At 59.5% G+C, this 25,223-nt stretch carries 25 protein-coding genes and 2 tRNA genes; 22 read left to right on the plus strand and 5 right to left on the minus strand.

The features are described from left to right. Positions 1–109 precede the first annotated feature (109 nt). The 9 genes from ribBA (at position 110) to AB5Y53_RS16200 (ending at position 9,756) form a co-directional block, all read left to right on the plus strand. Positions 110–1,219, plus strand: a complete 1,110-nt coding sequence (ribBA, locus tag AB5Y53_RS16160; RefSeq protein ID WP_039040299.1) for a bifunctional 3,4-dihydroxy-2-butanone-4-phosphate synthase/GTP cyclohydrolase II — start codon at positions 110–112, stop codon at positions 1,217–1,219. A 133-nt stretch (positions 1,220–1,352) separates the two neighbouring features. Then, positions 1,353–1,823: a 6,7-dimethyl-8-ribityllumazine synthase gene (gene ribE, locus AB5Y53_RS16165; protein ID WP_368182553.1), complete on the plus strand. Its 471-nt coding sequence runs from the start codon at positions 1,353–1,355 to the stop codon at positions 1,821–1,823. A gap of 14 nt (positions 1,824–1,837) precedes the next feature. Further along, entirely contained in the window at positions 1,838–2,251 is a 414-nt protein-coding gene (gene nusB, locus AB5Y53_RS16170; protein ID WP_010675390.1) for a transcription antitermination factor NusB, read from the plus strand. Between the two features lie 57 nt (positions 2,252–2,308). Continuing rightward, on the plus strand, positions 2,309–3,268 hold the full coding sequence (thiL, locus tag AB5Y53_RS16175; protein ID WP_368182555.1) for a thiamine-phosphate kinase: 960 nt from the start codon (positions 2,309–2,311) through the stop codon (positions 3,266–3,268). After that, a complete protein-coding gene (locus AB5Y53_RS16180; RefSeq protein WP_128313240.1) occupies positions 3,265–3,753 on the plus strand; it encodes a phosphatidylglycerophosphatase A in 489 nt (162 codons plus the stop codon). The genes thiL and AB5Y53_RS16180 overlap by 4 nt, the downstream gene beginning before the upstream one ends. A gap of 647 nt (positions 3,754–4,400) precedes the next feature. Then, positions 4,401–6,125 (plus strand): dipeptide ABC transporter ATP-binding protein, encoded by a 1,725-nt coding sequence (locus AB5Y53_RS16185; protein ID WP_368182558.1) that lies wholly within the window; start codon positions 4,401–4,403, stop codon positions 6,123–6,125. Between the two features lie 58 nt (positions 6,126–6,183). Further along, positions 6,184–7,740 (plus strand): ABC transporter substrate-binding protein, encoded by a 1,557-nt coding sequence (locus tag AB5Y53_RS16190; protein ID WP_010675386.1) that lies wholly within the window; start codon positions 6,184–6,186, stop codon positions 7,738–7,740. A 96-nt stretch (positions 7,741–7,836) separates the two neighbouring features. Next, complete coding sequence (locus AB5Y53_RS16195) at positions 7,837–8,811, plus strand: ABC transporter permease (protein WP_039040297.1); 975 nt, start codon at positions 7,837–7,839, stop codon at positions 8,809–8,811. 3 nt (positions 8,812–8,814) lie between these two features. Beyond that, positions 8,815–9,756 carry an ABC transporter permease gene (locus tag AB5Y53_RS16200; protein WP_029314771.1) on the plus strand — a complete coding sequence of 314 codons (942 nt, stop codon included), beginning with the start codon at positions 8,815–8,817 and terminating at the stop codon, positions 9,754–9,756. Between the two features lie 224 nt (positions 9,757–9,980). Here the strand turns inward: AB5Y53_RS16200 and dxs are convergent, their stop codons facing one another. From dxs to xseB, 3 genes are read right to left on the minus strand one after another with little or no spacing between them, the layout of a single operon-like run. Then, the gene (gene dxs / locus AB5Y53_RS16205) at positions 9,981–11,846 is read right to left on the minus strand and encodes a 1-deoxy-D-xylulose-5-phosphate synthase (RefSeq protein ID WP_368182560.1); all 1,866 of its coding nucleotides are present in this window, start codon (positions 11,844–11,846) and stop codon (positions 9,981–9,983) included. Positions 11,847–11,867: 21 nt separating this feature from the next. Then, positions 11,868–12,758, minus strand: a complete 891-nt coding sequence (gene ispA / locus AB5Y53_RS16210; RefSeq protein ID WP_368182562.1) for a (2E,6E)-farnesyl diphosphate synthase — start codon at positions 12,756–12,758, stop codon at positions 11,868–11,870. Beyond that, a complete protein-coding gene (gene xseB / locus AB5Y53_RS16215; protein ID WP_010675381.1) occupies positions 12,759–13,010 on the minus strand; it encodes an exodeoxyribonuclease VII small subunit in 252 nt (83 codons plus the stop codon). A gap of 234 nt (positions 13,011–13,244) precedes the next feature. Between xseB and pomA the strand changes: the two genes are divergently transcribed. The 3 genes from pomA to greA all read left to right on the plus strand — a co-directional run bounded on the left by pomA (position 13,245) and on the right by greA (position 15,529). Next, positions 13,245–14,003, plus strand: a complete 759-nt coding sequence (gene pomA / locus AB5Y53_RS16220) for a flagellar motor protein PomA (RefSeq protein ID WP_029314770.1) — start codon at positions 13,245–13,247, stop codon at positions 14,001–14,003. 10 nt (positions 14,004–14,013) lie between these two features. Further along, positions 14,014–14,907, plus strand: coding sequence for a flagellar motor protein MotB (locus AB5Y53_RS16225; protein WP_042878323.1), 894 nt, complete (start codon positions 14,014–14,016; stop codon positions 14,905–14,907). A 145-nt stretch (positions 14,908–15,052) separates the two neighbouring features. Continuing rightward, complete coding sequence (gene greA, locus AB5Y53_RS16230) at positions 15,053–15,529, plus strand: transcription elongation factor GreA (protein ID WP_010675378.1); 477 nt, start codon at positions 15,053–15,055, stop codon at positions 15,527–15,529. 47 nt (positions 15,530–15,576) lie between these two features. On the opposite strand, the gene AB5Y53_RS16235 is transcribed toward greA, so the two are convergent. Both AB5Y53_RS16235 and yhbY read right to left on the minus strand, forming a co-directional pair. Further along, on the minus strand, positions 15,577–16,170 hold the full coding sequence (locus AB5Y53_RS16235) for a PilZ domain-containing protein (RefSeq protein WP_368182563.1): 594 nt from the start codon (positions 16,168–16,170) through the stop codon (positions 15,577–15,579). A gap of 105 nt (positions 16,171–16,275) precedes the next feature. Further along, a complete protein-coding gene (gene yhbY / locus AB5Y53_RS16240; RefSeq protein ID WP_010675376.1) occupies positions 16,276–16,572 on the minus strand; it encodes a ribosome assembly RNA-binding protein YhbY in 297 nt (98 codons plus the stop codon). Between the two features lie 97 nt (positions 16,573–16,669). On the opposite strand from yhbY, the gene rlmE reads away from it, so the two are divergent. The 10 genes from rlmE (at position 16,670) to nusA (ending at position 25,205) form a co-directional block, all read left to right on the plus strand. Beyond that, entirely contained in the window at positions 16,670–17,299 is a 630-nt protein-coding gene (rlmE, locus tag AB5Y53_RS16245) for a 23S rRNA (uridine(2552)-2'-O)-methyltransferase RlmE (RefSeq protein WP_010675375.1), read from the plus strand. A gap of 45 nt (positions 17,300–17,344) precedes the next feature. After that, positions 17,345–19,297 (plus strand): ATP-dependent zinc metalloprotease FtsH, encoded by a 1,953-nt coding sequence (ftsH, locus tag AB5Y53_RS16250; RefSeq protein ID WP_368182565.1) that lies wholly within the window; start codon positions 17,345–17,347, stop codon positions 19,295–19,297. 84 nt (positions 19,298–19,381) lie between these two features. After that, positions 19,382–20,227: a dihydropteroate synthase gene (gene folP, locus AB5Y53_RS16255; protein WP_103244669.1), complete on the plus strand. Its 846-nt coding sequence runs from the start codon at positions 19,382–19,384 to the stop codon at positions 20,225–20,227. Positions 20,228–20,245: 18 nt separating this feature from the next. Then, positions 20,246–21,580 (plus strand): phosphoglucosamine mutase, encoded by a 1,335-nt coding sequence (glmM, locus tag AB5Y53_RS16260; RefSeq protein WP_368182568.1) that lies wholly within the window; start codon positions 20,246–20,248, stop codon positions 21,578–21,580. Between the two features lie 131 nt (positions 21,581–21,711). Continuing rightward, positions 21,712–22,476: a triose-phosphate isomerase gene (gene tpiA / locus AB5Y53_RS16265; RefSeq protein WP_368182570.1), complete on the plus strand. Its 765-nt coding sequence runs from the start codon at positions 21,712–21,714 to the stop codon at positions 22,474–22,476. Next, positions 22,477–22,803 carry a preprotein translocase subunit SecG gene (gene secG / locus AB5Y53_RS16270; RefSeq protein ID WP_010633113.1) on the plus strand — a complete coding sequence of 109 codons (327 nt, stop codon included), beginning with the start codon at positions 22,477–22,479 and terminating at the stop codon, positions 22,801–22,803. It abuts the gene before it with no gap. A 7-nt stretch (positions 22,804–22,810) separates the two neighbouring features. Next, positions 22,811–22,895 (plus strand) — tRNA-Leu (locus tag AB5Y53_RS16275). Positions 22,896–22,986: 91 nt separating this feature from the next. Then, positions 22,987–23,063: transfer RNA gene (locus AB5Y53_RS16280), tRNA-Met, on the plus strand. A gap of 166 nt (positions 23,064–23,229) precedes the next feature. After that, a complete protein-coding gene (rimP, locus tag AB5Y53_RS16285) occupies positions 23,230–23,688 on the plus strand; it encodes a ribosome maturation factor RimP (protein ID WP_010675370.1) in 459 nt (152 codons plus the stop codon). Positions 23,689–23,702: 14 nt separating this feature from the next. Continuing rightward, positions 23,703–25,205, plus strand: coding sequence for a transcription termination factor NusA (gene nusA, locus AB5Y53_RS16290; protein WP_010675369.1), 1,503 nt, complete (start codon positions 23,703–23,705; stop codon positions 25,203–25,205). Positions 25,206–25,223 lie beyond the last annotated feature (18 nt).

Raw genomic sequence — 25,223 nt, forward strand, 5'->3', positions numbered from 1 at the left:
TGATCCCGCGCGGATTGAAACGGGGCCGCGTGCCCCCATCTAGAGCACAATACGCAGTATCAAGTCGAGCCGACTGGCTCAATCCCCAAGCATGTTGATGGAGTAGCCCATGGCGCTGAGCACGACCCAGGAAATCATTGCCGATATCAAGGCTGGCAAGATGGTGATCCTGATGGATGACGAAGACAGGGAGAACGAAGGGGACCTGATCATGGCCGCCTCCTGTGTCCGCCCGGAAGACATCAACTTCATGGCGCGCTACGGTCGTGGCCTCATCTGCCTGACCCTGACCCGGGATCGCTGCAAGCAGCTGGCGCTGCCGCTGATGGTCGATCGCAACAATGCCCAGTTCTCCACCGCCTTCACCGTCTCCATCGAGGCGGCGGAAGGAGTGACCACCGGCATCTCCGCCGCCGACCGCGCCGTCACCGTGCAGGCTGCGGTGGCGCCCCATGCCAAGGCCGCCGATCTGGTGCAGCCCGGCCACATCTTCCCGCTGATGGCGCAGGATGGCGGCGTGCTGACCCGCGCCGGCCACACCGAAGCGGGCTGCGATCTGGCCCGGCTGGCCGGCTTCGAGCCAGCCTCCGTCATCGTCGAGATCCTCAACGAAGACGGCACCATGGCCCGGCGCCCGGATCTCGAGATCTTCGCCGAGCAACACGGCATCAAGCTCGGCACCATTGCCGACCTTATCGAATACCGCAACCAGCACGAGACCACGGTAGAGAAGGTGGCCGAGTGCAAGTTGCCCACCGAATACGGCGAGTTCGACCTCGTCACCTTCCGCGACACCATCGACAACCAGGTGCACTTCGCCCTGAAGAAAGGGGACGTGAAGGCCGACCAGCCGACCCTGGTACGGGTGCACCTGCACGACGTACTGAGCGATCTGCTGCTCACCGACCGCCACAGCGCCCGCAGCTGGCCGCTGCCCAAATCCATGGCCCGCATCGCCGACGAGGGCGGGGTGCTGGTGATCCTGGGGGCGGAAGCCCATGGCGCCGAGCTGCTGGCCAGGGTCAAGGGTTTTGAAGCCGCCGACAAGGGGCTGGCGCCGGAAGGGGCCAAGTGGCAGGGCACCTCGCGCCGGGTCGGGGTCGGTTCCCAGATCCTCAAGGCGCTGGGGGTCGGCAAGATGCGCCTGTTGAGCTCTCCCAAGAAGTACCATGCCCTCGGTGGCTTTGGTCTGGAAGTGGTGGAGTACGTCGGCGAGTAAGCGCTGCGTACGGTTGAATTCATCACCATGGCCGCCCGTTGCGGCCATGGTTTTTTGTCGCGGCTCTGTTGTGCTAGAATGCGTGCACTTTTGAGCCCGGCCCCTAATTGATTGCACAGAGACAGGATTTCCAATGAAGATTATCGAAGGAAATATCGCCGCTCCCGAGGCGCGTGTTGCTATTGTCGTTGCCCGTTTCAACAGCTTCATCAATGACAGCCTGGTGAACGGCGCGCTGGACGTGCTGAAGCGTCAAGGTCAGGTCCAGGAGAACAATCTGACCCTGGTGCGCGTACCGGGGGCCGTCGAAATTCCCCTGGCGGCCAAGAAGCTGGCCAAGAGCGGTCAATACGACGCCATCGTCGCACTCGGCACCGTCATCCGCGGCGGTACCTACCACTTCGAACTGGTAGCGAGCGAGAACGGCAAGGGTCTGGCCCAGGTGATGATGGAATACGACATTCCGGTTGCCTTCGGCGTGCTGACCACCGAAAACATTGAACAAGCCATCGAACGCGCCGGTACCAAGGCGGGTAACAAGGGTGCAGAGGCTGCACTGAGCGCGCTCGAAATGATCAACGTCCTGAAACAACTGGACGTGTAACGAGGAGAAATGCATTGAAACCGTCCGAGCGCCGTAAGGCCCGCCATTGCGCCACCCAGGCCATCTACCAGTGGCAGATGACCCAGGCCAACGTGGGCGACATCGAAGAGCAGTTCAAGATCGATCAGGACACCAAGGGTGTGGACCTGAACTATTTCCGCGATCTGCTGTTCGGGGTAGCGGTCCACTGCAACGAGCTGGACAAGGTGTTCGCGCCTTTCCTCTCCCGTCCGCTGGAAGAAGTGGACATGGTGGACAAGGCGATCCTGCGTCTGGCGACCTACGAGCTGACCCGTCGTGAAGATGTGCCGCCGCGCGTGGTGATCAACGAAGCGATCGAGCTGGCCAAAGCTTTCGCCGCCGATGACAGCCACAAGTTTGTCAACGGCGTCCTGGACAAGGTGATCAAGACGCTGCCCAAGCGTTGATCCTGCTGTCCGTCAGCAATTAAGAGAGGAGCCAGCTTATTGCTGGCTTTTTACTGTATGGGTGAATTTGAGCTGATTGAGAAGTACTTCAAGGTCCCCCACGCCCGCAAGGACGTGGTGATGGGCCCTGGAGATGACTGTGCCCTGCTGACCCTGCCCCCCGACGCCCAGTTGGCGGTGAGCACGGACACCTTGGTGAGCGGCGTGCACTTCTTCCCCGACATGGATCCGGTGGATCTGGGCTACAAGGCGCTGGCGGTCAATCTCTCCGATCTGGCCGCCATGGGTGCCGAGCCGCGCTGGGTCTCCCTGGCCCTGACCCTGCCCGCCATCAACGAGAGCTGGGTCGCCGGTTTCGCCGAAGGGTTCCTCGAGCTCGCCGAGTACTACAACGTGGCGCTGGTGGGGGGGGACATGACCCGCGGGCCCCTCTCCATCACCGTCTCGGTGAAAGGATCGGTCCCGGCAGGTCGCGCCCTGATGCGCAGCGGCGCCAAGGCCGGTGACGGGGTCTACGTGACCGGTACCCTGGGAGATGCCGCCCTGGCGCTCTCCCACCTGCTGGGCAAGCGCACCCTCAACGAGAACCAGCTGGCGGCCGTGCTGCCGCGCCTCGACCATCCCCATCCCCGCATCCTGGCCGGTCAGGCCCTGCGCGGGCTGGCCAGCAGCGCCCTGGATCTCTCCGACGGCCTGGCCTCGGATCTCGGCCACATCCTCAAGGCGTCCGGCGTGCGGGCCCAGATCGATCTCAATCTGCTGCCCCTCTCCCCCGTGTTGCAGGATGCGGTGCCGGCCATGGATGCCTGGCAGCTGGCCCTGGCCGGGGGCGACGACTACGAGCTCTGCTTCACCGTGCCCCAGGAGCACCACGGCGCCCTGGACACGGCGCTGGCCAATTGTGGCGTGAAGTTCACCCGCATCGGTCGCATCCTGGCCGGGGAGCCTGGCATCGACTACCTGCAGGACGAACAACCCGTCGAACTGCACCTCAAGGGCTGGGATCACTTCGCATGATGTCTTTCAAGATAAAGCCCGAACTGACGCGGCTGAGCCTTAAAAACCCGCTCCACTTCCTGGCGGTTGGGTTTGGCTCCGGCCTCTCCCCCAAGGCGCCGGGCACCATGGGGACCCTGGCAGCCATCCCGCTCTATCTGTTGGTGAGCGGGCTGCCGACCTCCTGGTTCATCGCCCTGCTGGTGGTGGGTTTCGTGGCGGGCATCCGCATCTGCCAGAGCGCCACCGACGCCATTGGGATGCCGGATCACGGGGCCATCGTCTGGGACGAGGTGATCGGATTCGGGGTCACCATGATTGCGGCCCCGGCCGGCTGGGAGTGGGTGCTGGCGGGTTTCGTGCTGTTTCGCCTGTTCGACGTGCTCAAGCCCTGGCCCATCTCCTGGTTCGATCGCCGCATTCACGGCGGGCTTGGCATCATGCTGGACGATCTCATCGCCGGCTTGTTTGCCCTGGCCTGCATGCAACTGCTTGCCCACTGGTGAGGGGAGGCGGCTCCCGAACGCCCGTCTCGTTGTTTTTTCACTCCTCTCCTCTTGCAAAGAGGTCGGATATACCGCACACGCAGGCCCTGAGGGGCCTGCGTTTTTTTGTATGCAATCCCTCCCGGCTTGCCGTGCCGGCGGGCCTGTGGCCCAGGTTGATCCTTCTGCATTGTCCCTATTTAGCTCTGCCTATTTTTCCTTACTCCGGATATGCTGCCGTCAAAAAATCATTTCACATAAATATTCACTACTCATTCGAGGCTGGTCAGCATAATGCTGATAGTGAATAAGATGGTTTGTTGCTATTTTGTTGAAACATAATTGGTTGATGGTCTCGCAATGCCAGCGTAATCTCTGGTAATGTGACTTTTATCGACATTTTAACCCCAGGGTGTCGGCATTCTCTGGGCAAAGTATTGCGAAATTGTATAACTGGATCATTTACACCCGCGGGCAAACCGACTAACTTACTCGCGGGTTATTCCAAAAAAATGCAAAAAACCCGCCCGGATCGCTGGTTTGGCTGCCTCATGGATTGAGCGTTAATTACACAACAACGGCTCTCGAGCAGTACCAAGGCACAACCAGCATCTGCGGCTGATTTACGGACGAATTATTTGGGACGGATGTCCCCCGCAGAGGTAACCATGTCCTTGCTTGAAGTAAAAAACTTGCGGATCGAGTACCCCTCCCGCTACGGGGTGCTTGCCGCGGTCAAGGATCTCTCTTTTTCTGTTGAAAAGGGCGAGATCGTCGGCGTCGTCGGTGAGTCCGGCGCTGGCAAATCCACTATCGGCAACGCCGTCATCGATCTGTTGAGCCCGCCCGGTCGCATCGCCCGTGGCGATATCTACCTCAACGGCGAGCTCATCTCCGGCAAGAGCCAGAACGAGATGCGGGCCATTCGCGGCTCGCGCATCGGTTTCATCTTCCAGGATCCCATGACCTCCCTCAACCCGCTGTTCACCGTGGAGCAGCAGCTGGTGGAGACCATCCTCGCCAACACCGACCTGTCCCGCGAGGCGGCCTTTGCCAAGGCCCTCGAGCTGATGGGGGCGGTGGGGATCCCGAACCCGGATGTGCGCATCAAGCAGTATCCTCACCAGTTCTCCGGTGGCATGCGCCAGCGGGTGGTGATCGCCATCGCCCTCTCCGGGGATCCCGAGCTCATCATCGCCGATGAGCCGACCACGGCGCTGGACGTCTCCATCCAGGATCAGATCCTCCAGCTCATCCGCAACCTCTGCAAAGAGCGTCAGGTAGGCTGCATGCTGGTGACCCATGACATGGGGGTGGTCTCCAACGTCACCGACAAGGTGGCGGTGATGTACCGCGGCGATCTGGTGGAGTTCGGCACCACGGAACAGGTGCTGGGCCGCCCCAATCACCCATATACCCGCAGCCTCATCTCGGCGGTGCCACGCTCGGATGTGAAGCTGGTGCGCTTCCCCCTGGTCTCCTATATCGAGGATGCCGGTGCGGCGGATACCAGCATCGATCTCAAGACCCACTGGCTCGGCCAGAGTCAGGACGAGCGCACCTATGAAGGCGCGCTGCTGCGGGTGGAGAACGTGGATCTGAAGTTCGTCACCAAGGATTCCATCTTCCCGAGCCGCCGCCAGTACGTGCGCGCCTGCAACAACATCAGCTTCGAGATCTTCGAGGGTGAGACCTTCGGTCTGGTGGGGGAGTCGGGCTCCGGCAAATCCACCATCGCCCGTGCCATCACCGGGCTCTATCCGCCCGATACCGGCAAGATTGTCTTCGAGGGGGTCGATCTCACCGCCCTGAAAGGGGAGCACGAGCGTCGCCCCCTGCGCCGCCAGATGCAGATGGTGTTCCAGAACCCGTACTCTTCGATGAACCCGCGCATGAAGGTGCGTGACATCATCGCCGAGCCGATCCGCTTCCACCGCCTCGCCGAGAGCGAGCGGCAGATAGAGCAGATCGTCGGGGACCTGCTGGATCACGTGGGCTTGGGCCGCGGCGCCGGGGTCAAGTATCCCCATGAGTTCTCCGGTGGTCAGCGCCAGCGCATCTCCATTGCCCGCGCCCTGGCGACCCGCCCGCGCTTCCTCATCTGCGACGAGCCAACCTCGGCGCTGGATGTCTCGGTGCAGGCCCAGATCCTCAACCTGCTCAAAGACTTGCAACAGGAGCTTGGGCTCACCATGCTGTTCATCAGTCACGATCTGCCGGTCATCCGCCAGATGTGCGACCGCATCGGTGTGATGCAGCACGGTCATCTGGTGGAAGTGGCCGAGACCGAGAAACTGTTCACCAATGCCGAGCATGAGTACAGCCGCAAGCTGATCTCCCTCATGCCGGAATTCAAGGGAATGTCCCGCGAGGGGCTGGAAATCGCAAGCTAGGAAAGCACCGGTTCGCCGGTTTGTCTGTCAATAAAAAGCCAAAAGCATGGAGAAAGACATGAAGAAAGGATTATCCAAGATCGCCATGGCGCTGTTCGCCGCTGGTCTCGCGTTCAACGTTTCTGCTGCCGACATCAAGGTCGCCGTCGCGTCCGACGCCACCTCGCTGGACCCGCAGGAGCAGCTCTCCGGTCAGACCCTGGAGATGTCTCACCTGGTGTTCGACCCCCTGATGCGTTACACCCAGGATCTGCAGTTCGAGCCGCGTCTGGCCGAGAAGTATGAGCGCATCGACGACAAGACCGTCCGTTTCCACCTGCGCAAGGGTGTGAAGTTCCACTCCGGCAACGACTTCACCGCCGATGACGTGGTATGGACCGTCAACCGTCTGAAGGCCTCCCCGGACTTCAAGGCGATCTTCGACCCCATCGCCGAAGCCAAGAAGGTGGATGATTTCACCGTGGATCTCGTCACCGCCAAGCCGTTCCCGCTGGTGCTGCAGACCGTCACCTACATCTTCCCGATGGACTCCAAGTTCTATAGCGGCAAGACAGAGGCGGGCAAGGATAAGGCCGAGATCGTGAAGAACGGTGACTCCTTCGCCTCTACCAATGTCTCCGGTACCGGTCCGTTCAGCGTCAAGTTCCGCGAGCAGGGCGTGAAGCTGGAATACGTGCGCAACGCCAACTACTGGGACAAGGCCTCCAAGGGCAACGTCGAAAACCTGACCGTGGTACCGATCAAGGAAGACGCCACCCGTGTTGCAGCCCTGCTGGGCGGCGACGTGGACATGATCTACCCGGTTGCCCCGAACGATCTGGAGCGCGTGAAGAACGGCAAGGATTCCCAGCTGGTCACCCTGTCCGGTACCCGTGCCATCATCATCGAGCTGAACCAGAACACCAACCCGGCGCTGAAAGACAAGCGCGTGCGTCAGGCGATCAACTACGCCATCAACCAGGTGGGCATCGTCGACAAGATCAACAAGGGCTTCGGTACCCCGGCCGGCCAGCTGAGCCCGAAAGGCTACGCAGGCTACAACGAGGCGCTCAAGCCCCAGTATGATCTGGCCAAGGCCAAGGAGCTGATGAAGGAAGCCGGTTACGAGAAGGGCTTCAAGATGAGCTTCATCTCCCCGGCTGCCCGCTACGTCAACGACGTCAAGATTGCCCAGGCCGTCTCCGCCATGCTGTCCAAGATCAACATCAAGGTGGATCTGAAGACCATGCCGGTGGCCCAGTACTGGCCGGAGTTTGACAAGTGCGCCGCTGACATGCAGCTGATCGGCTGGCACTCCGACACCGAAGACAGTGCGAACTTCTTCGAGTTCCTGACCTTCACCAAGGATGCCAAGACCGGCATGGGTCAGTACAACTGCGGTGGTTATGCCAACGCGGAAGCTGACAAGATGGTGATGGAAGCCAACACCGAGACCGATCCTGCCAAGCGTGCCGCCATCCTGCAGAAGGTGGAAGCCATGCTGATCGACGACGCCGCCTATGTGCCGCTGCACTGGGAAGATCTGGCCTATGGTGCCAAGAAGAACGTCGACATCAAGCCGGTGGTCAACGTGATGAACTTCCCTTACCTGGGTGACCTGGTGGTCAACAAGTAAGCGAAGCGCTTAAGGAAGGACCCGGCGGGGCACCCATGGTTGCCCCGCCATTAACAGAAGCCTGTGCCAAGACACAGGCCACGTAGAAGGACAAGCATGTTTACATTCCTGCTGAAACGGTTCTATCAGGCCGTGATAGTGATGTTCGTCATCAGCCTGGTCGCCTTCTCCATCCAGGACAACCTGGGGGATCCGCTGCGCGAGCTGGTGGGACAATCCGTCTCCGAGTCCGTGCGCCAGGAGCTGCGCGACAAGATGGGACTCAATGATCCCTTCCTCGTGAAATACAGCCGCTTCTTGAAGAACGCGGTACACGGGGATCTGGGCACTTCCTATTTCTTCAAGCGACCAGCCCTCGAGGTTATCCTCGACAAGCTGGTGGCTACCCTTGAGCTGGTGTTTGCCGCCGCGCTCATCATCGTCGTGGTCTCCATTCCGCTGGGGGTTTATTCGGCGATAAGACCGCGCAGCATCCTCACCAAGGTCATCATGGCGGTGAGCAGCATCGGCATCTCGATCCCGGTCTTCCTGACCGCCATCATGCTGATGTACCTCTTCTCCATCCAGCTGGGCTGGCTGCCGGCCTATGGCCGTGGCGAGACTTACAACCTGCTGGGCTGGGAGTCGGGATTCTTTACCTGGGACGGTATCCTGCACCTGGTGCTGCCTGCGGTCTCCCTCTCGTCCATCATGCTGCCGCTGTTCATCCGGCTGGTGCGCTCGGAGATGCTGGAGCAGCTCTCCTCCGAGTACGTCAAGTTTGCCCGTGCCAAGGGGCTGGACAACAACAAGGTCTACTACCAGCACGCCCTGAAGAACACCATGCTGCCGGTCATCACGGTGGGCGGTGTGCAGATCGGGACCATGGTGGCCTACACCATCTTGACCGAGAGCGTGTTCCAGTGGCCGGGGACCGGCTTCCTCTTCCTTGAGGCGATCCACCGGGTCGATACGCCGCTGATCACCGCCTACGTCATCTTCGTGGGCCTGATCTTCGTGGTGACCAATACCCTGGTCGACCTGCTCTACGGGTTGATCAACCCGACCGTCAACCTGACCGCCAAGGGGTAACAGATGACTAATGCTGTAACTGCAAGCCCAAGCCGTTGGGCACGCTTCAAAAATTCCGACATCGTCTACTACTTCCTGCGGGACAAGGTAGCCATGTTCAGCTTTGCGGTGTTTGTGGTCTTCGTGCTGGCGGCCCTGCTGGCACCCTGGATCGCACCGCACAACGTCTATGACCAGACCAGCTTCGATCTGATGGATGCGGAGCTGCCCCCCTCCTGGCTGGAAGGGGGCGAGGCCCGCTTCTGGCTCGGGACCGACAACCAGGGACGCGACATCTGGAGCACCATCCTCTATGGTGCCCGCATCTCGCTGACCATTGGTCTGTTCGCGGTGGGGCTGCAGCTGGTGCTCGGTATCGTCATCGGTCTGATGGCCGGCTACTTTGGCGGTCGTATCGACAACCTGCTGATGCGCTTTGCCGACGTGCAGCTGTCGTTCTCCACCATGATGGTGGCCATCATCATCTCCGCCATCTTCCAGGCGACCTTTGGCTCCGAGTTCTACTCGAAGTTCGCCATCCTGATGCTGGTGGTGATCATCGGTATCGCCGAGTGGCCCCAGTATGCCCGGACGGTGCGCGCCTCCGTGCTGGCGGAGAAGAAGAAGGAGTATGTGGAAGCGGCTCAGGTGATGGGGTTCCGCGCCCCGCGCATCATGTTCCGCCACATTCTGCCGAACTGTCTGTCGCCCATCCTGGTCATCTCCACCGTGCAGGTGGCGAACGCCATCATGAGCGAGGCGGCCCTCTCCTTCCTGGGTCTGGGGATGCCGGTTGATCAACCGTCCCTGGGGTCGCTCATCAGCGTGGGCTTCAACTACATCTTCTCCGGATCCTGGTGGATCACCGCCTTCCCGGGCCTCTGCCTGGTGGTGTTGGTGCTGGTGATCAACCTGCTGGGTGACTGGCTGCGGGATGTGTTCAACCCGAAGATCTACAAGGGCTGATAAACCTCTCCACGAACTGGCTGCGAGGCCGTGATCAAGGTTCATGTGCTGCTCGCTTATGTGGAACCAAGGAGTGCTCACGTATGTCTCGGTTCCTGAGCGGCTTGTAACCTTGTTGACGGCCTTCTCGCGACAGTGTGTGAGCAGGTTTGGTCTGGCACAGTGAATAACAAAAAAAAAGGGCGCCATAAGGCGCCCTTTTTTATTGCTTGCGATAACCCTTGTCAGGCCTGCAGCCAGCTCTCGATGCGGGTCTGAATGCCCACGCTGTCCAGTCCCAGCAGGGCGTAGATCTCATCCTGGGTGCCCTGCTCGATGAAGCGGTCCGGCAGGCCGAGGTTGAGCACGGGTTTGCACTGCTTGCTGCCCATCAGCAGCTCGTTCACCGCAGAGCCTGCACCGCCCATGACGGCGTTGTCCTCGAGGGTGACGAACTGATCGTGGGAGGCGGCCAGGGAGAGCACCAGCGCCTCGTCCATGGGTTTGACGAAGCGCATGTCCACCAGGGTGGCATCCAGCGCCTCGGCGGCCGTTCTGGCCTGTTGCAGCAGGGTGCCGAACGCCAGGATGGCGGTCCCCTTGCCCTCGCGAACGACGCGTCCCTTGCCGAGGGGCAGGGCCTGCATCTCGCTCTCGGCCTGGATACCGGTGCCGCTGCCACGGGGGTAGCGCACCGCCACTGGCCCGTTGCACAGATAGCCGGTGTAGAGCATCTGGCGGCACTCGTTCTCGTCGGACGGGGTCATCACCACCATGTTGGGCACGGTGCGCAGGAAGCTGATGTCGAACGCCCCCTGATGGGTCGGGCCGTCGGCCCCCACCAGACCGGCCCGGTCGATGGCGAAGAGCACCGGCAGGTTCTGCAGCGCCACGTCGTGGATCAGCTGGTCATAGGCCCGCTGCAGGAAGCTCGAATAGATGGCGACCACGGGTTTCTGGTCGGCGATGGCGAGACCGGCGGCGAAGGTGACCGCATGTTGCTCGGCGATGGCCACATCGAAGTAGCGATCCGGATATTGCTGGCTGAATTTCACCAGACCGGAGCCTTCGCGCATGGCGGGAGTGATGCCGACCACGCGCTCGTCCTTGGCGGCGATATCGCACAGCCACTGACCGAAGATGGCGGAGAAGGTGGGTTTGCCACCGGCACTCTTGGGCAGGGCACAGTCATCCGGGTTGAATTTGGGGACGGCGTGATAGCCGATGGGATCTTTTTCCGCCGGCTCGTAGCCCTTGCCCTTCTTGGTCTTGACGTGCAGCAGCTGGGGACCCTTGAGATTGCGCATGTTGCGCAGGGTTTCGACCAGGGCATGGATGTCGTGACCGTCGATGGGGCCGATGTAGTTGAAGCCGAACTCCTCGAACAGGGTGCCGGGCACCACCATGCCCTTGAGGTGCTCCTCGGCCCGCTTGGCGAGCTCCTTGACCGGCGGCAGACCCGCCAGCACCTTCTTGCCCCCCTCGCGAATCGTGGTGTAGAGCTTGCCGGACATCAGCCTGGCGAGGTGATTGTTCAGGGCTCCCACGTTCTCGGAGATGGACATCTCGTTGTCGTTGAGCACCACTAGCATGTCCTTGTGGACGTCGCCGGCGTGATTGAGGGCCTCGAAGGCCATGCCGGCGGTGATGGCGCCATCACCGATGACCGCGACCACCTTGCGGCCAAGCCCTTCGCTCTCGGCCGCCACCGCCATGCCGAGCGCCGCCCCGATGGAGGTGCTGGAGTGGCCCACGCTGAGCACGTCGTACTCGCTCTCTTCCCGCCAGGGGAAGGGGTGCAGGCCATCTTTCTGGCGAATGGTGTGAATGCGCTCCCGTCTTCCGGTCAGGATCTTGTGGGGATAGGCCTGGTGGCCCACGTCCCACACCAGCCGATCGAAGGGGGTGTTGTAGACATAGTGCAGGGCGACCGTCAGCTCGACGGTGCCAAGGCCGGAGGCGAAGTGGCCGCTGGAGCGGCTCACCGAGCGCAGCAGATACTCGCGCAGCTCGTTGCACACCACGGGCAGCCGCTCGAAGGGGAGGGATCGCAAATCGACCGGCGTGTCCGCGAGGGCCAGGTTGGGGAAATCGCTAATATCAACGCTCATATTGTTACTGTTATCCAGCGTTTAGTGGGTTCGCTCGATGATGTAATCGGCAAACGCTTCCAGAATGTCGGTATTGTAGGGCAAGGATTGCAGGGCTGTTAAGGCCTTGTCATGCAGTTCGCGAGCCAGCTCACGGGCATTGTCGAGTCCGAGCAGGGCCGGATAGGTACTCTTTTCCAGCGCCAGATCCGAGCCTTGCGGCTTGCCCAGGGTGGCAGTATCGCCCGTGATGTCGAGGATGTCGTCCTGCACCTGGAAGGCGAGTCCGATGGCGGCGGCATAGGTTTGCAGGGCGATGAGGGTGGCGGGTTCCACGTCAGCCTTGCACAGGGCGCCGAGGGTCACGGCGCACTCAATGAGGGCCCCGGTCTTGTGGCGGTGCACCTGCTCCAGCTCGGCGAGGCTGATCCTGCGCCCTTCGGCGTCCAGATCCAGTGCCTGACCGCCGCACATGCCGAGATAGCCGGATGCGCGGGCCAGGGCACTCAGCATCCGCACCCGGTTGGCCATCAATGTATCGGGCATGGGGTGGTCGGCCAGAATGGAAAACGCCAGGGTCTGCAGGGCATCGCCCGCCAGGATGGCTGTGCCTTCATCGAAGGCCTTGTGTACGGTGGGCTGACCACGACGCAGGTCGTCGTCGTCCATGGCGGGCAGGTCGTCGTGCAGGAGGGAGTATGCGTGAATGCACTCCACGGCGGCGGCGGGGCCATCCAGCAGTTCGCTCTTGACGCCCAGCATCTCGCCGACGGCATAGACCAGGAAGGGGCGCACCCGCTTTCCGCCGAGCAGCAGGCCATATTTCATCGCGTCCCGCAGGCGTGGCGCCATGGCGGGCAGGGTGTCAAGCTGTGCCGAGAGGCAGTCGTCGATGCGGCGCCGATGCAGGCGGGAGAAATCGTCCAGGGTCACTCACTCCTCTCCTTGTTCTGCTCGAAAAGGGACCGCTTGTTCGCTGCCATCGGCCTGGGTCAGGAGGATCTGGATCTTCTGTTCGGCCTGTTCCAGCTTCTGCTGGCCAGCACGCACCAGATGGATGCCCTGTTCGAATTGTTTGAGTGCCTCCTCGAGGGGGAGCGAGCCCTGTTCGAGTTGATGCACTATGGTTTCCAGCTCTTCCAGGGTGGCATCAAAACTCAGACGGTCGATTTTTTTACTGGCCATGTCCATCCTCGGGGATTGAAAAAAACGGCTCATCTTAACATCGACCGGCCACAGGGGGGAGGCAGAAAAACGCGGCGTCCTCAAACTATCCTGACCATGGCCGATAAGAACGGGCATGCAACCACGCATTGCCGATCGGCGATTGCGGTGTACCGGGCTTGCTGCCGGGGACGCAATAGCAGAAAATTCAACGCAATATAATGAGACGGCACGTTCGGCGACAGGAGTAGGGATGTGGATTTAGGGAGTCTGATAGGCTTAGTGCTGGGGTTCGGGGTCGTGGTGTACGGCATGTTGCTGGGCGGCCCCATGAGCATGTATGTGGACATGCCATCGGTCTACATCACCATACTGGGGTCCGTGTTCATCTGCATGATGAAATTCAACCTAGGCCAGTTTCTGATGGCCTTCAAGGTCGCGGGCAAGGCCTTCATGTACAAGGGGGACAAGCTCGACGATCTCATCACCAAGGCGGTGGAACTGGCGGATGCGGCCCGCAAGGGGGGCTTTCTGGCCCTGGAGGCGGCGGAGATCCCCAATACCTTCATGAAGAAGGGCATCGACATGCTGGTGGACGGTCATGATGCCGACGTAGTGCGTGCGGTGATGGAGAAGGACATCGAACTGACGTCCGAGCGTCACGCCACGGCCATCAAGGTGTTCCGCTCCCTGGGGGATCTCGGTCCGGCCATGGGCATGATCGGTACCCTGGTGGGGTTGGTGGCCATGCTGGCCAACATGAGCGATCCCAAATCCATCGGTCCGGCCATGGCGGTGGCCTTGCTGACGACCCTGTATGGCGCCATCGAGGCCAACATGATTGCCATCCCCATCGCGGACAAGCTGGAACTGCGTAGCGGCGAGGAACAGTTGAGCCGCACCCTGATCCTCGACGCCATCATGGGGATCCAGGATGGACAGAACCCGAGGGTGATCCAGGCCATGTTGCAGAACTACCTGAATCAGTCCAAACGCAACAACGGGACCGAATAGGAGCGCACAGATGGCAAAGTGCAAGTGCCCGCCTCCCGGATTGCCCGGTTACATGGGAACCTTCGCGGATCTCATGTCTCTGCTGATGTGCTTCTTCGTGCTCTTGCTCTCCTTTGCCGAGATGGATGTGCAGAAGTTCAAGCAGATCGCCGGTTCCATGGAAAAGGCGTTCGGGGTGCAGAACATCCTGGAGGTCAAGGATATCCCCAAGGGAACCTCCGTCATCGCCCAGGAGTTTCGTCCTGGTCGCCCCGAGCCGACGCCTATTGACACCATCATGCAGCAGACCATCGACATGACCCAGACCGAGCTGGATTTCCAGCCTGGGGATGCGGACAAGGCGGGTGGACATGACAAGACCGAAGGTCAGCAGAGCGGCGGCGATACCGCCCAGGAAGCCCAGAAGGCGCAGGAACAGTCCAACACCCTGGCCAAGGCACTGGCGGAGCAGATGCAGGCCCAGATCCAGGATGGGGCCATCGAGATAGAGGCGCTGGGTCAGCAGATCATCATTCGCATTCGCGAGAAAGCGGCGTTCCCGGCGGGATCCGCCTTCCTGCAACCCCAGTTCTGGCCGGTGATCCGCAAGGTGGCTGCGCTGCTCAAGGATGTGCCGGGGGAGATCACCGTCTCCGGCCACACCGACAATGTGGCCACCGAGGACGAGTTGTTCCAGTCCAACTGGGAGCTTTCATCCCAGCGGGCGGTAGCGGTTGCCCACCAGATGATCAAGGTGCCCGGTTTTGACGGCAATCGTCTGGTGGTGCAAGGGATGGCGGATTCTCAGCCGCTGGTGCCCAACAACAGCCCGGAGAATCGGCGCATGAACCGACGTGTCGAGATCGCCATCATGCAGGGCAAACCGACGGTGTCGGCTCCGCTTGGCGTCTCGGAATCCAAGTAATGCTGGCCCAAAGCGGGATCCCGCTCGCAGGGGCTGACATGGATTTTGTGGCGGCTTCATATTAAGATGCCCCATCCGAACCGACAGCTGCGGCTCTCTTTTGATTGCCGCAGCTTCTCTTTATAAAGCAACCCAGGTTTCGACTATGAATCATACTCCGATGACTGTTCGCGGCGCTGAAAAGCTGCGTCAAGAGCTCGATTATCTCAAGACCGAGCTGCGTCCCCAGATTATCGAAGCGATTGCTGATGCCCGTGAACATGGCGATCTGAAAGAAAATGCCGAATACCATGCCGCCCGCGAGCAGCAGGGTTTCTGTGAAGGCCGCATTCAGGAAATCGAAGGCAAGCTCTCCAATGCCCAGATTATCGATGTCACCAAGATTGCCAACAATGGCCGCGTCATCTTCGGTGCAACCGTGACCCTGCTCAAAAGTGAAACGGAAGAGGAAGTGGTCTACCGCATCGTGGGAGACGACGAGGCGGACATCAAGCAGAACATGATCTCCGTGAACTCCCCCATTGCCCGCGCCCTGATCGGCAAGGAAGTGGATGACGTTGCCATCGTCAAGACGCCGGGTGGCGATGTGGAGTACGAGATCCTGGAAGTTGCCTATCTCTGATTGAACGTCGGGGAAAGAGACAGGGGAGCCGGGCTCCCCTGTTGTCTTTAGTCACCCTGATAGGCCTGGACGAAGGCGTCCTGGTGGCGCTGGAAGAGCCAGTCCCGCAATTGTTCCTGATCCTCCTTGCCCAGTCGGAACTGGACGGCCCAGTCATGGTGATGTTGATTGGCATCCACGTGCCTGACGAGGGTGCCTGCCATGGCCAGGGGAGGGAGACCCTCGATGCGAAGGTATCCGCCAAGTGGATCTCCCTTGGCAGAGGAGTCCGGCAAGCCGGCCACGATGAGACCGCCAAGAGAGAGGCTGTATACCTCGTACTCCGCGTCTTCGGTGCAGAGCACGGCCTTTTCGTCGAGTCGCCAGGCGCGCAGATGGGGCGAACCCAGCTCGGTAATGGTCGGCGCGGCGATACGCAGCTCGGCGTGGCCCTCCTCTGCCTGGGTGCAGTGGAGCGGGAAACGCAATTGGTAGCCGGCGATGCGGGCTTCGAGTGTCAGAGGCTTGGCTCGCTGCAACAGGCTTTGGAGAGGAAGGGGCAGGGTGCCGCGCAGGTATTGGCTGGTGGCAATGTCTTCATCGTTTCCCAGGTCCCGCAGCATGGCCAGTTCTTCATCGGTGAGGAGCTGATGCTTGTCCATAGTGGGTGTCCGCGACTATTCATCGCAGGTTAAGGGCCTGACAACTATTTTGGCAAGCGACTTGGGAAGAAGGGAAATGAAGGAAAGAGCGAATGCTCTTTCCTGTTACTTGCGCGGCAACTGGATCTTGGGCTCTTTGGCCTGACGGTAGATGGTCAGTACATGGCCCATGCTCTGTACCTTGATGGCGCCGGTCTCGCGAACGATGGCATCCATCACCAGCTGTTTCATCTCACGATCTTCAGACGCAACCTTAACCTTGATCAGCTCGTGGTGGTTCAGGGCCAGATCGATCTCGGCCAGCACCCCTTCGGTCAGACCGTGTTGTCCCAGCAGGACGACCGGCTTCAGACTGTGGGCCAGGCCCTTGAGATACTGTTTCTGTTTATTGTTGAGAATCATGGCAATTTCTTCATAAGTCAGGGTTGAAAGGGGCGTATTCTACCCCCACTTAGCCCTTAATACTAATAACCCTTGTGGTTTTTTAAAGTCGACAATCATGACCCAGAAAAAACGTTCCCCCAGTTCAACCCGCTGGTTAAAAGAACATTTCGACGACCAATACGTCAAGAAAGCCCAGAAGTTGGGACTGCGCTCTCGCGCCGTTTTCAAGATCGATGAGATCCAGGGCAAAGACCGGCTGCTCAAGCCGGGGATGACGGTAGTGGACCTGGGGGCTGCTCCCGGTGGCTGGTCCCAATTTGCCATCGACCAGGTTGGTGACAAGGGGCGCGTCATTGCGTGCGATATTTTGCCGATGGATTCCATTGCCGGTGTCGATTTCCTGCAAGGGGACTTTCGGGAGGAAACTGTACTCGGCGCCTTGCTGGAGCGAGTCGGCCCCGACAAGGTGGACGTCGTCATGTCCGACATGGCGCCCAACATGAGCGGTACCCAGCAGGTGGATCAGGCCCGTGCCATGTACCTGGTGGAACTGGCGCTGGACATGTGCAATCAGGTCCTGAGCAGTAATGGCAGTTTTGTAGTCAAGGTGTTCCAGGGGGAAGGGTTCGATGCCTATCTCAATGAAATACGTAGACTTTTCTCTGTCGTCAAGATTCGAAAACCAGACTCGTCCCGTGCCCGTTCACGAGAAGTCTACATTGTGGCTACCGGTTTTAAACTGTAGTACCCTAACCCTCATCGTTAACTGTCAGTCTGCGAGGTCATTGATTTGAGTGACATGGCGAAAAACCTAATCCTGTGGCTGGTCATCGCCGTCGTGCTGATGTCGGTGTTCAATAGCTTCAGCCCCAGCGATACCACCAGTCGCCAGCTGGACTATTCCAGCTTCGTGAAAGAAGTGACCCAGGAGCAGATCCGTGAAGTGCGGATGGATGGCAAGGTCATCAATGGCGTCAAGCGCACCGGTGAACGTTTCACCACCATCATTCCTGCGCCGGATCCCCAACTGCTCAACGACATGCTCAACCATAACGTCAAGGTGATGGGTGAGAAGCCGGAAGAACCATCTCTGATCACGTCCATCTTCATCTCCTGGTTCCCGATGCTGTTGCTGATCGGTGTCTGGGTCTTCTTCATGCGTCAGATGCAGGGCGGCGGCGGCAAGGGTGCCATGTCGTTCGGCAAGAGCAAGGCTCGCCTGATGAGCGAAGATCAGATCAAGACTACCTTTGCCGACGTAGCCGGTTGTGACGAGGCAAAGGAAGAGGTCAAGGAGCTGGTCGACTATCTGCGTGACCCGACCAAATTCCAGAAGCTGGGTGGCAAGATCCCGACCGGCGTCCTGTTGGTAGGTCCTCCCGGTACCGGTAAGACCCTGCTGGCCAAAGCCATTGCAGGCGAGGCCAAGGTGCCGTTCTTCACCATTTCAGGTTCGGACTTCGTGGAAATGTTCGTGGGTGTCGGTGCCTCCCGGGTGCGTGACATGTTCGAACAGGCCAAGAAATCCTCCCCCTGCATCATCTTCATCGATGAGATCGATGCGGTCGGTCGCCAGCGTGGCGCCGGTCTGGGTGGTGGTCACGATGAACGTGAGCAGACCCTGAACCAGATGCTGGTTGAAATGGATGGTTTTGAAGGCAATGAGGGCATCATCGTCATCGCCGCCACCAACCGTCCCGACGTACTGGATCCTGCGCTGCTGCGTCCGGGTCGTTTCGACCGTCAGGTCGTGGTCGGCTTGCCGGATGTTCGCGGTCGTGAGCAGATCTTGAAAGTGCATATGCGCAAGGTACCGCTGGCGGATGATGTCAATCCGGCGCTGATTGCCCGTGGTACCCCTGGTTTCTCCGGTGCCGATCTGGCCAACCTGGTGAACGAGGCTGCCCTCTTCTCTGCTCGCGAGAGCCGCCGAGTGGTCTCCATGCTGGAGTTCGAAAAGGCGAAGGACAAGATCATGATGGGGGCGGAACGTCGCTCCATGGTGATGAAAGAGTCCGAGAAGGAGATGACGGCCTATCACGAAGCGGGTCACGCCATCATTGGTCGCGTGGTGCCGGATCATGACCCTGTCTACAAGGTCTCCATCATTCCGCGCGGCCGTGCGCTGGGTGTGACCATGTACCTGCCGGAGCAGGACCGCTGGAGCCACTCCAAGCAGCATCTTGAGTCCATGATCTCCAGCCTGTATGGCGGTCGTCTGGCGGAAGAGTTGATCTACGGTGCCGAGAAGGTATCGACCGGTGCATCCAACGACATCGAACGTGCGACCGACATCGCTCGCAAGATGGTCACCCAGTGGGGCATGTCCGAGCGTCTCGGCCCCATGCTTTACGCAGAAGAGGATGGTGAAGTCTTCCTCGGCCGCAGCATGGCCAAGGCCAAGCATATGTCTGACGATACCGCCCGCATCATCGATGCAGAGGTCAAGCAGGTCATCGATCGCAACTACGATCGTGCCAAGCAGATCCTGCTGGACAACATGGATGTGCTGCACACCATGAAAGATGCGCTGATGAAGTACGAAACCATCGATGCCAAGCAGATCGATGATCTGATGGCGCGTCGCGAAGTGCGTGCTCCCAGCAACTGGCATGATGAGCACGGTGACACCCCGCAAGGTGGTGCCAGCGTGAACAACGGGCCAGAGGCCAAGGCGCTGGCTGAAGAGAGCAATGCACCTCTGAGTGACATCGACAAGGCGAACGATGTCCCGGCCAAATAAGTTGCCATGATACAAACCCCGGGCTTGCCCGGGGTTTTTCTTTGCACGAAGAGTTTGCCGCTCTTGTTGGAGGTAGTTGAAGCAATGCAGTTAATCAGCAAGGGACGTCCCCTTTCTCTCGACCGTCCCCATGTCATGGGCATTCTCAATGTGACGCCGGACTCCTTTTCAGATGGTGGCCGCTTCAAGCAGATCGATCTGGCGTTGAGTCATGCCCGCGACATGGTGGCCGATGGGGCCACCCTTATCGATATAGGTGGCGAGTCGACCCGCCCGGGCGCCCCCGACGTGAGCGAGCAGGAGGAGCTGGACAGGGTCATCCCCGTGGTGGAGCGCATGGTCGCCGAGCTGGATGTGATGATCTCCCTCGATACCTCCAAGGCGATTGTCATGCGGGAGGGCTGTGCTGCAGGTGGTCACCTCATCAATGATGTCCGCGCCCTGCAAGAGCCGGGAGCGCTGGGCGCGGCGGCCGAGGCTGGCGTACCGGTATGCCTCATGCACATGCAGGGGCAGCCCCGTACCATGCAGGTGGAGCCGCACTATGACGATCTGGTGGGGGAGGTGAGAGCCTTCTTTGACGAGCGGATTGCCGCTTGTCTGGGGGCCGGTATCCCGCGTGAGCATCTGGTATTGGATCCAGGCTATGGGTTTGGCAAGACGCTGGCGCACAACTATCAGCTGCTGGCACAGCAGGCGTCACTGCTCGATTACCAACTTCCGCTCTTGGTGGGCATGTCACGAAAGTCTATGATAGGCAACCTGCTTGACCGCCCGGTAGCCGAGCGGTTGGCTGGTAGCCTGGCCTGCGCCCTGATCGGGTTGCAACATGGTGCCAGGATCATCCGGGTGCACGACGTGCGGGCCACCATGGATGTCTTGCGTACAGGCTGGATGACCATGACGGGACAAGATTTCATATCCAAATAGAAAAACGAGAAACAGACAATGACCAGAAAGTACTTCGGCACCGACGGCGTGCGCGGCAAGGTGGGTGAATACCCGATCACCCCGGATTTCGTCATGAAACTGGGCTGGGCCGCCGGCAAGGTGCTCTCCAAGAAAGGGACCAAGAAGGTGCTGATCGGCAAGGATACCCGTATCTCCGGTTATATGCTGGAGTCGGCACTGGAGGCGGGGCTCTCCGCTGCCGGTCTCAAAGCCATATTGATGGGACCCATGCCCACCCCGGCGGTTGCCTACCTGACTCGCACCTTCCGTGCCGAAGCCGGCATCGTCATCAGTGCATCCCACAACCCCTATTACGACAACGGCATCAAGTTCTTCTCCGCCGACGGCACCAAGCTGCCCGATGATGTCGAGCTGGCCATCGAAGCCGAGCTCGACAACGAACTCAAGTGCGTGGAGTCCGCGGAGCTTGGCAAGGCGCAGCGCATCGATGATGCGGCTGGTCGCTACATAGAATTCTGCAAGAGCACCTTCCCCTCCAATCTGAGCCTGGAAGGGCTGAAAATGGTGGTGGATTGCGGTCATGGTGCCACCTACCACATCGCCCCTTCCGTCTTCCGCGAGCTGGGTGCCGAAGTCATCGCCATCGGCTGCAGCCCGGATGGGCTCAACATCAATGACGGTGTCGGTTCCACCGCACCGGAGGCGCTGGCCTCCAAGGTCCAGGAATGCAAGGCAGATCTCGGCGTCGCCTTCGACGGTGACGGCGACCGTCTGGTGATGGTGGACAGCACTGGTTACATCATCGACGGGGATGAGATCCTCTACATCATCGCCCGGGATGCCCTGCGCCATGGCCGCCTCAAGGGCGGTGTGGTGGGCACCCTGATGGCCAACATGGGGCTGGAGCTGGCGCTTCAGACCCTGGGCATCCCCTTTGCCCGTGCCAAGGTGGGTGACCGCTACGTGCTTGAGATGATGAACGAGAAGGGCTGGCGCATCGGGGGCGAAAACTCCGGTCACATCATCTGCCTGGATCAGACCACCACGGGGGATGGTATCGTCGCCGCTCTGCAGGTGCTGACGGCCATGCGCAGTGCCGAGATGCCGCTGGCCAAATTGCGTTCGGGCATGAGCAAGTTCCCGCAAGTGCTGGTCAATGTGCGCTTCGCCGAAGGCAAGGATCCGCTGACCTCCAGTGCCGTTCAGCAGGAAGTGGCGGCAGTGGAGCAGGAACTGGCCGGCCGTGGCCGGGTGCTGCTGCGCAAATCCGGCACCGAGCCCCTGATCCGGGTCATGGTCGAAGGTGAACACGAACAGCAGGTGCGCGATATGGCAGAGCGCATCGCCAAACAGGTCGAATCGGCGTTTTAATGAACAACCAAGGCGGCTTTTTAGTCGCCTTGGTTGTATCTTGTTCAAACGATTCGAAAATTTGAAAATAGCACTTGTCAGCTGAGCATCCTCTGGATATTATCAGCCCCGCTTTCGCAAGGGAGTTGCCGATGGGACATCGCAAGCCGTTTGTAGCAGCCAACTGGAAGTTACACGGTAGTAGGTCGCAGTTAGAGCAGTTTACGAGTCAGTGCACAGAGCGCATTGATGAAGACGTAGATGTGGTCTTGTGTCCATCCCATGTGCATCTCGGTTTCACAGCCGAACTGCTCGGTGAGCAGGGAAGAGTGAAGCTAGGGGCTCAGAACGTGAGCCAGCACAGACAGGGCGCTTATACGGGTGAAATCTCGTGTGAGATGCTGGTTGAGGCAAGTTGCCGATATGTACTTGTTGGTCACTCCGAGCGCAGGCGTCTCTTTGGTGAGACCAGTTTTATCGTCGCAGAGAAGTTTGCGGCAGTCAGAGCAGCAGGTCTGATACCCATACTTTGTCTGGGTGAGTCAGGAGCAGCGAGGCAGGCAAGAAGAACCTTCGAGGTAATTGCCGAGGAACTGGACATCGTTATAGAGAAAAATGGCGCGATGGCTTTCGATAATGCTATCATCGCCTACGAGCCAATCTGGGCTGTAGGTACAGGTAAATGCGCCACACCCGAGCAGGCACAAGAGGTTCATTCCTTTATTCGCAGTCGCTTGGCGGAGGATACTCCGGTAATAGGTGAGAAAGTCAGAATCATCTATGGTGGGAGCGTGACACCGGCCAATGCACAAGATTTGTTTGCGCAGCCCGATATTGATGGCGGTCTGATAGGCAGGGCAAGTCTTGATGGCGAGGCGTTTTTAGGAATAGTTGAAGCGGCAAAGGGTGCAAGTTAAATGTACGAGATTCTTTTGGTCGTTTATCTGCTGGTATCGCTGGCTCTGATTGGTCTGGTGATGATTCAGCAAGGTAAAGGGGCTGATATGGGCGCCTCCTTCGGCGCAGGGGCATCGAATACTGTATTCGGCTCCGGTGGCTCAGGCAGTTTCCTGACCCGCACAACAGCGATTTTGGCTACTCTGTTTTTCTTGATTAGTCTGGTTCTGGGTTCCATGTCCAGCAACAAGGTCAAACAGGGTAGTGAATGGGAAAATCTGCAACAGACTCAACAAGTTGAGCAGAGCAAAGCGCCAGTGAAGAAAGATACTGACGTTCCCGAATAAGAGTTTTGCCGTGGTGGTGGAATTGGTAGACACGCTATCTTGAGGGGGTAGTGCTCTAGGGTGTGCGGGTTCGAGTCCCGCCCACGGCACCAATTAAGCAGTGAACCCGGGTAACCGGGATGTTATAGCCGCTGAGTCTTGTCTCACGAGAGTGAAGTGGCTATAATCTCGCACGATTTCGGACGCGGGGTGGAGCAGCATGGTAGCTCGTCGGGCTCATAACCCGAAGGTCGTCGGTTCAAATCCGGCCCCCGCAACCAAATTTCACGCATTTCCTACGCTCAGGAAGGCGGTCGCTGCGAGGCGACAATCAGGGTAAAGCGCCAAGCCCCGATTTGACATCGGGGCTTTTTGTTATGTGCAATTTACTCTGAATCTATTTCTATCTGGGCTATATGCCCTTTTTTCGTTTTTCGGAGGGTGACTTTGGCTACGTTGGAACAACGTTTGACCGATCTGCTCGAGGCTCCGGTCGTTGCCTTGGGTTTTGAACTGTGGGGTATCGAGTTTATCCGTGCGGGTAAGCACTCGACCTTGCGCGTTTTCATCGACTCGGAGCAAGGCGTGACGGTGGAAGACTGTGCCGAGGTGAGCCGCCAGGTCGGCGCCATCATGGATGTCGAAGATCCCATCACCGAGGAGTACTACCTTGAGGTGTCTTCCCCGGGTCTGGATCGTCCACTGTTCAAGGTCGCCCAGTTCGAAAAATACGTTGGCCAGGAGGCGGCGGTAACGCTTCGGATGGCAACAAACAACCGCCGCAAGTTCAAAGGCGTAATCAAAGCCGTGCAGGGGGACATGATCACTCTGACGGTAGATGGTAAGGACGAGGTGTTGGCTTTCACCAATATCCAAAAAGCGAACATAGTGCCGAACTTTGGTTAACGAGGCTATCGGATATGAATAAAGAGATTTTGCTGGTCGTTGACGCTGTGTCCAACGAGAAGGCTGTCCCCCGCGAGAAGATTTTCCAGGCTCTGGAGACTGCGCTGGCGACTGCGACCAAGAAAAAATACGAAGGCGAGATTGAAGTGCGTGTCGAGATCGATCGCAAGACCGGTGACTATGACACCTATCGCCGTTGGGTCGTGGTGGCCGATCAGGCTTCCATGGAGAACCCGTACGGGGAAATCACTCTCGAAGCCGCTCAGATCGAGCAGCCGGATATCCAGATCGGCGACTATGTTGAAGACCAGATTGACTCTGTGACCTTCGACCGTATCACCACCCAGACCGCCAAGCAGGTCATCGTGCAGAAAGTGCGCGAAGCCGAGCGTTCCCAAGTTGTTGACCAGTTCAAGGACAAGGAAGGCACCATCATCAGCGGCGTGGTCAAGAAGAGCAACCGCGACAACGTGATCCTGGATCTGGGCAGCAATGCCGAAGCCGTGATCTTCCGTGACGACATGTTGCCCCGTGAGACCTTCCGTCCCGGCGACCGCATCCGTGGCCTGCTCTACGCCGTGCGTCCGGAAGCCCGTGGTTCCCAGCTGTTCGTTAGCCGCTCCAGCCCGGACTTCCTGAAAGAGCTGTTCCGCATCGAAGTGCCGGAAATCGGCGAAGAGATGATTGAAATCATGGGCGCTGCCCGTGATCCGGGTTCCCGCGCCAAGATCGCGGTCAAGACCAACGATCGTCGTATCGACCCGATCGGTGCCTGTATCGGCATGCGTGGTGCCCGCGTTCAGGCCGTCTCCGCCGAGCTGAGCGGTGAGCGTGCCGACATCGTGCTGTACGATGACAACCCGGCCCAATACGTGATCAATGCCATGGCGCCAGCCGATGTGGCCTCCATCATCGTCGATGAAGACAACCACACCATGGACATCGCCGTGGAAGCCGCCAACCTGGCCCAGGCCATCGGCCGCAACGGTCAGAACGTGCGTCTGGCCTCCCAGCTGACCGGTTGGGAACTGAACGTGATGACCGTCGAGGACATGCGTGCCAAGCACCAGGCCGAGAACGACCGCATCATGAACCTGTTCACCAGCACCCTCGATATCGACGACGATTTCGCCGGCCTGCTGATGGAAGAGGGCTTCTCCACCCTGGAAGAGATTGCCTTCGTCCCGGTCAACGAGCTGCTGGCCATCGACGGTCTGGATGAAGACATGGTCGAAGAGCTGCGCAAGCGTGCCAAGGATGCCCTGACCACCAAGGCCCTGGCCAAAGAAGAATCCTTTGAAGGCGTCGAGCCTTCCGAAGAACTGCTCAATCTCTCCGGCCTCGGCCGTGAAATGGCCTATGCCCTGGCCGCTCGCGGTGTCGGCACCCTGGAAGATTTGGCAGAGCAAGGTATCGATGACCTTGCCGACATCGAAGAGTTGACCGCCGAGAAGGCTGGTGAGCTCATTATGGCTGCTCGCAATATCTGTTGGTTCGGAGAAGAGCAGTCTGAATAAGGTCAAACGGAGGAAAAT

The organism is Aeromonas sp. R7-5 (assembly GCF_040908015.1).
GTDB classification, from domain to species: domain Bacteria; phylum Pseudomonadota; class Gammaproteobacteria; order Enterobacterales; family Aeromonadaceae; genus Aeromonas; species Aeromonas caviae.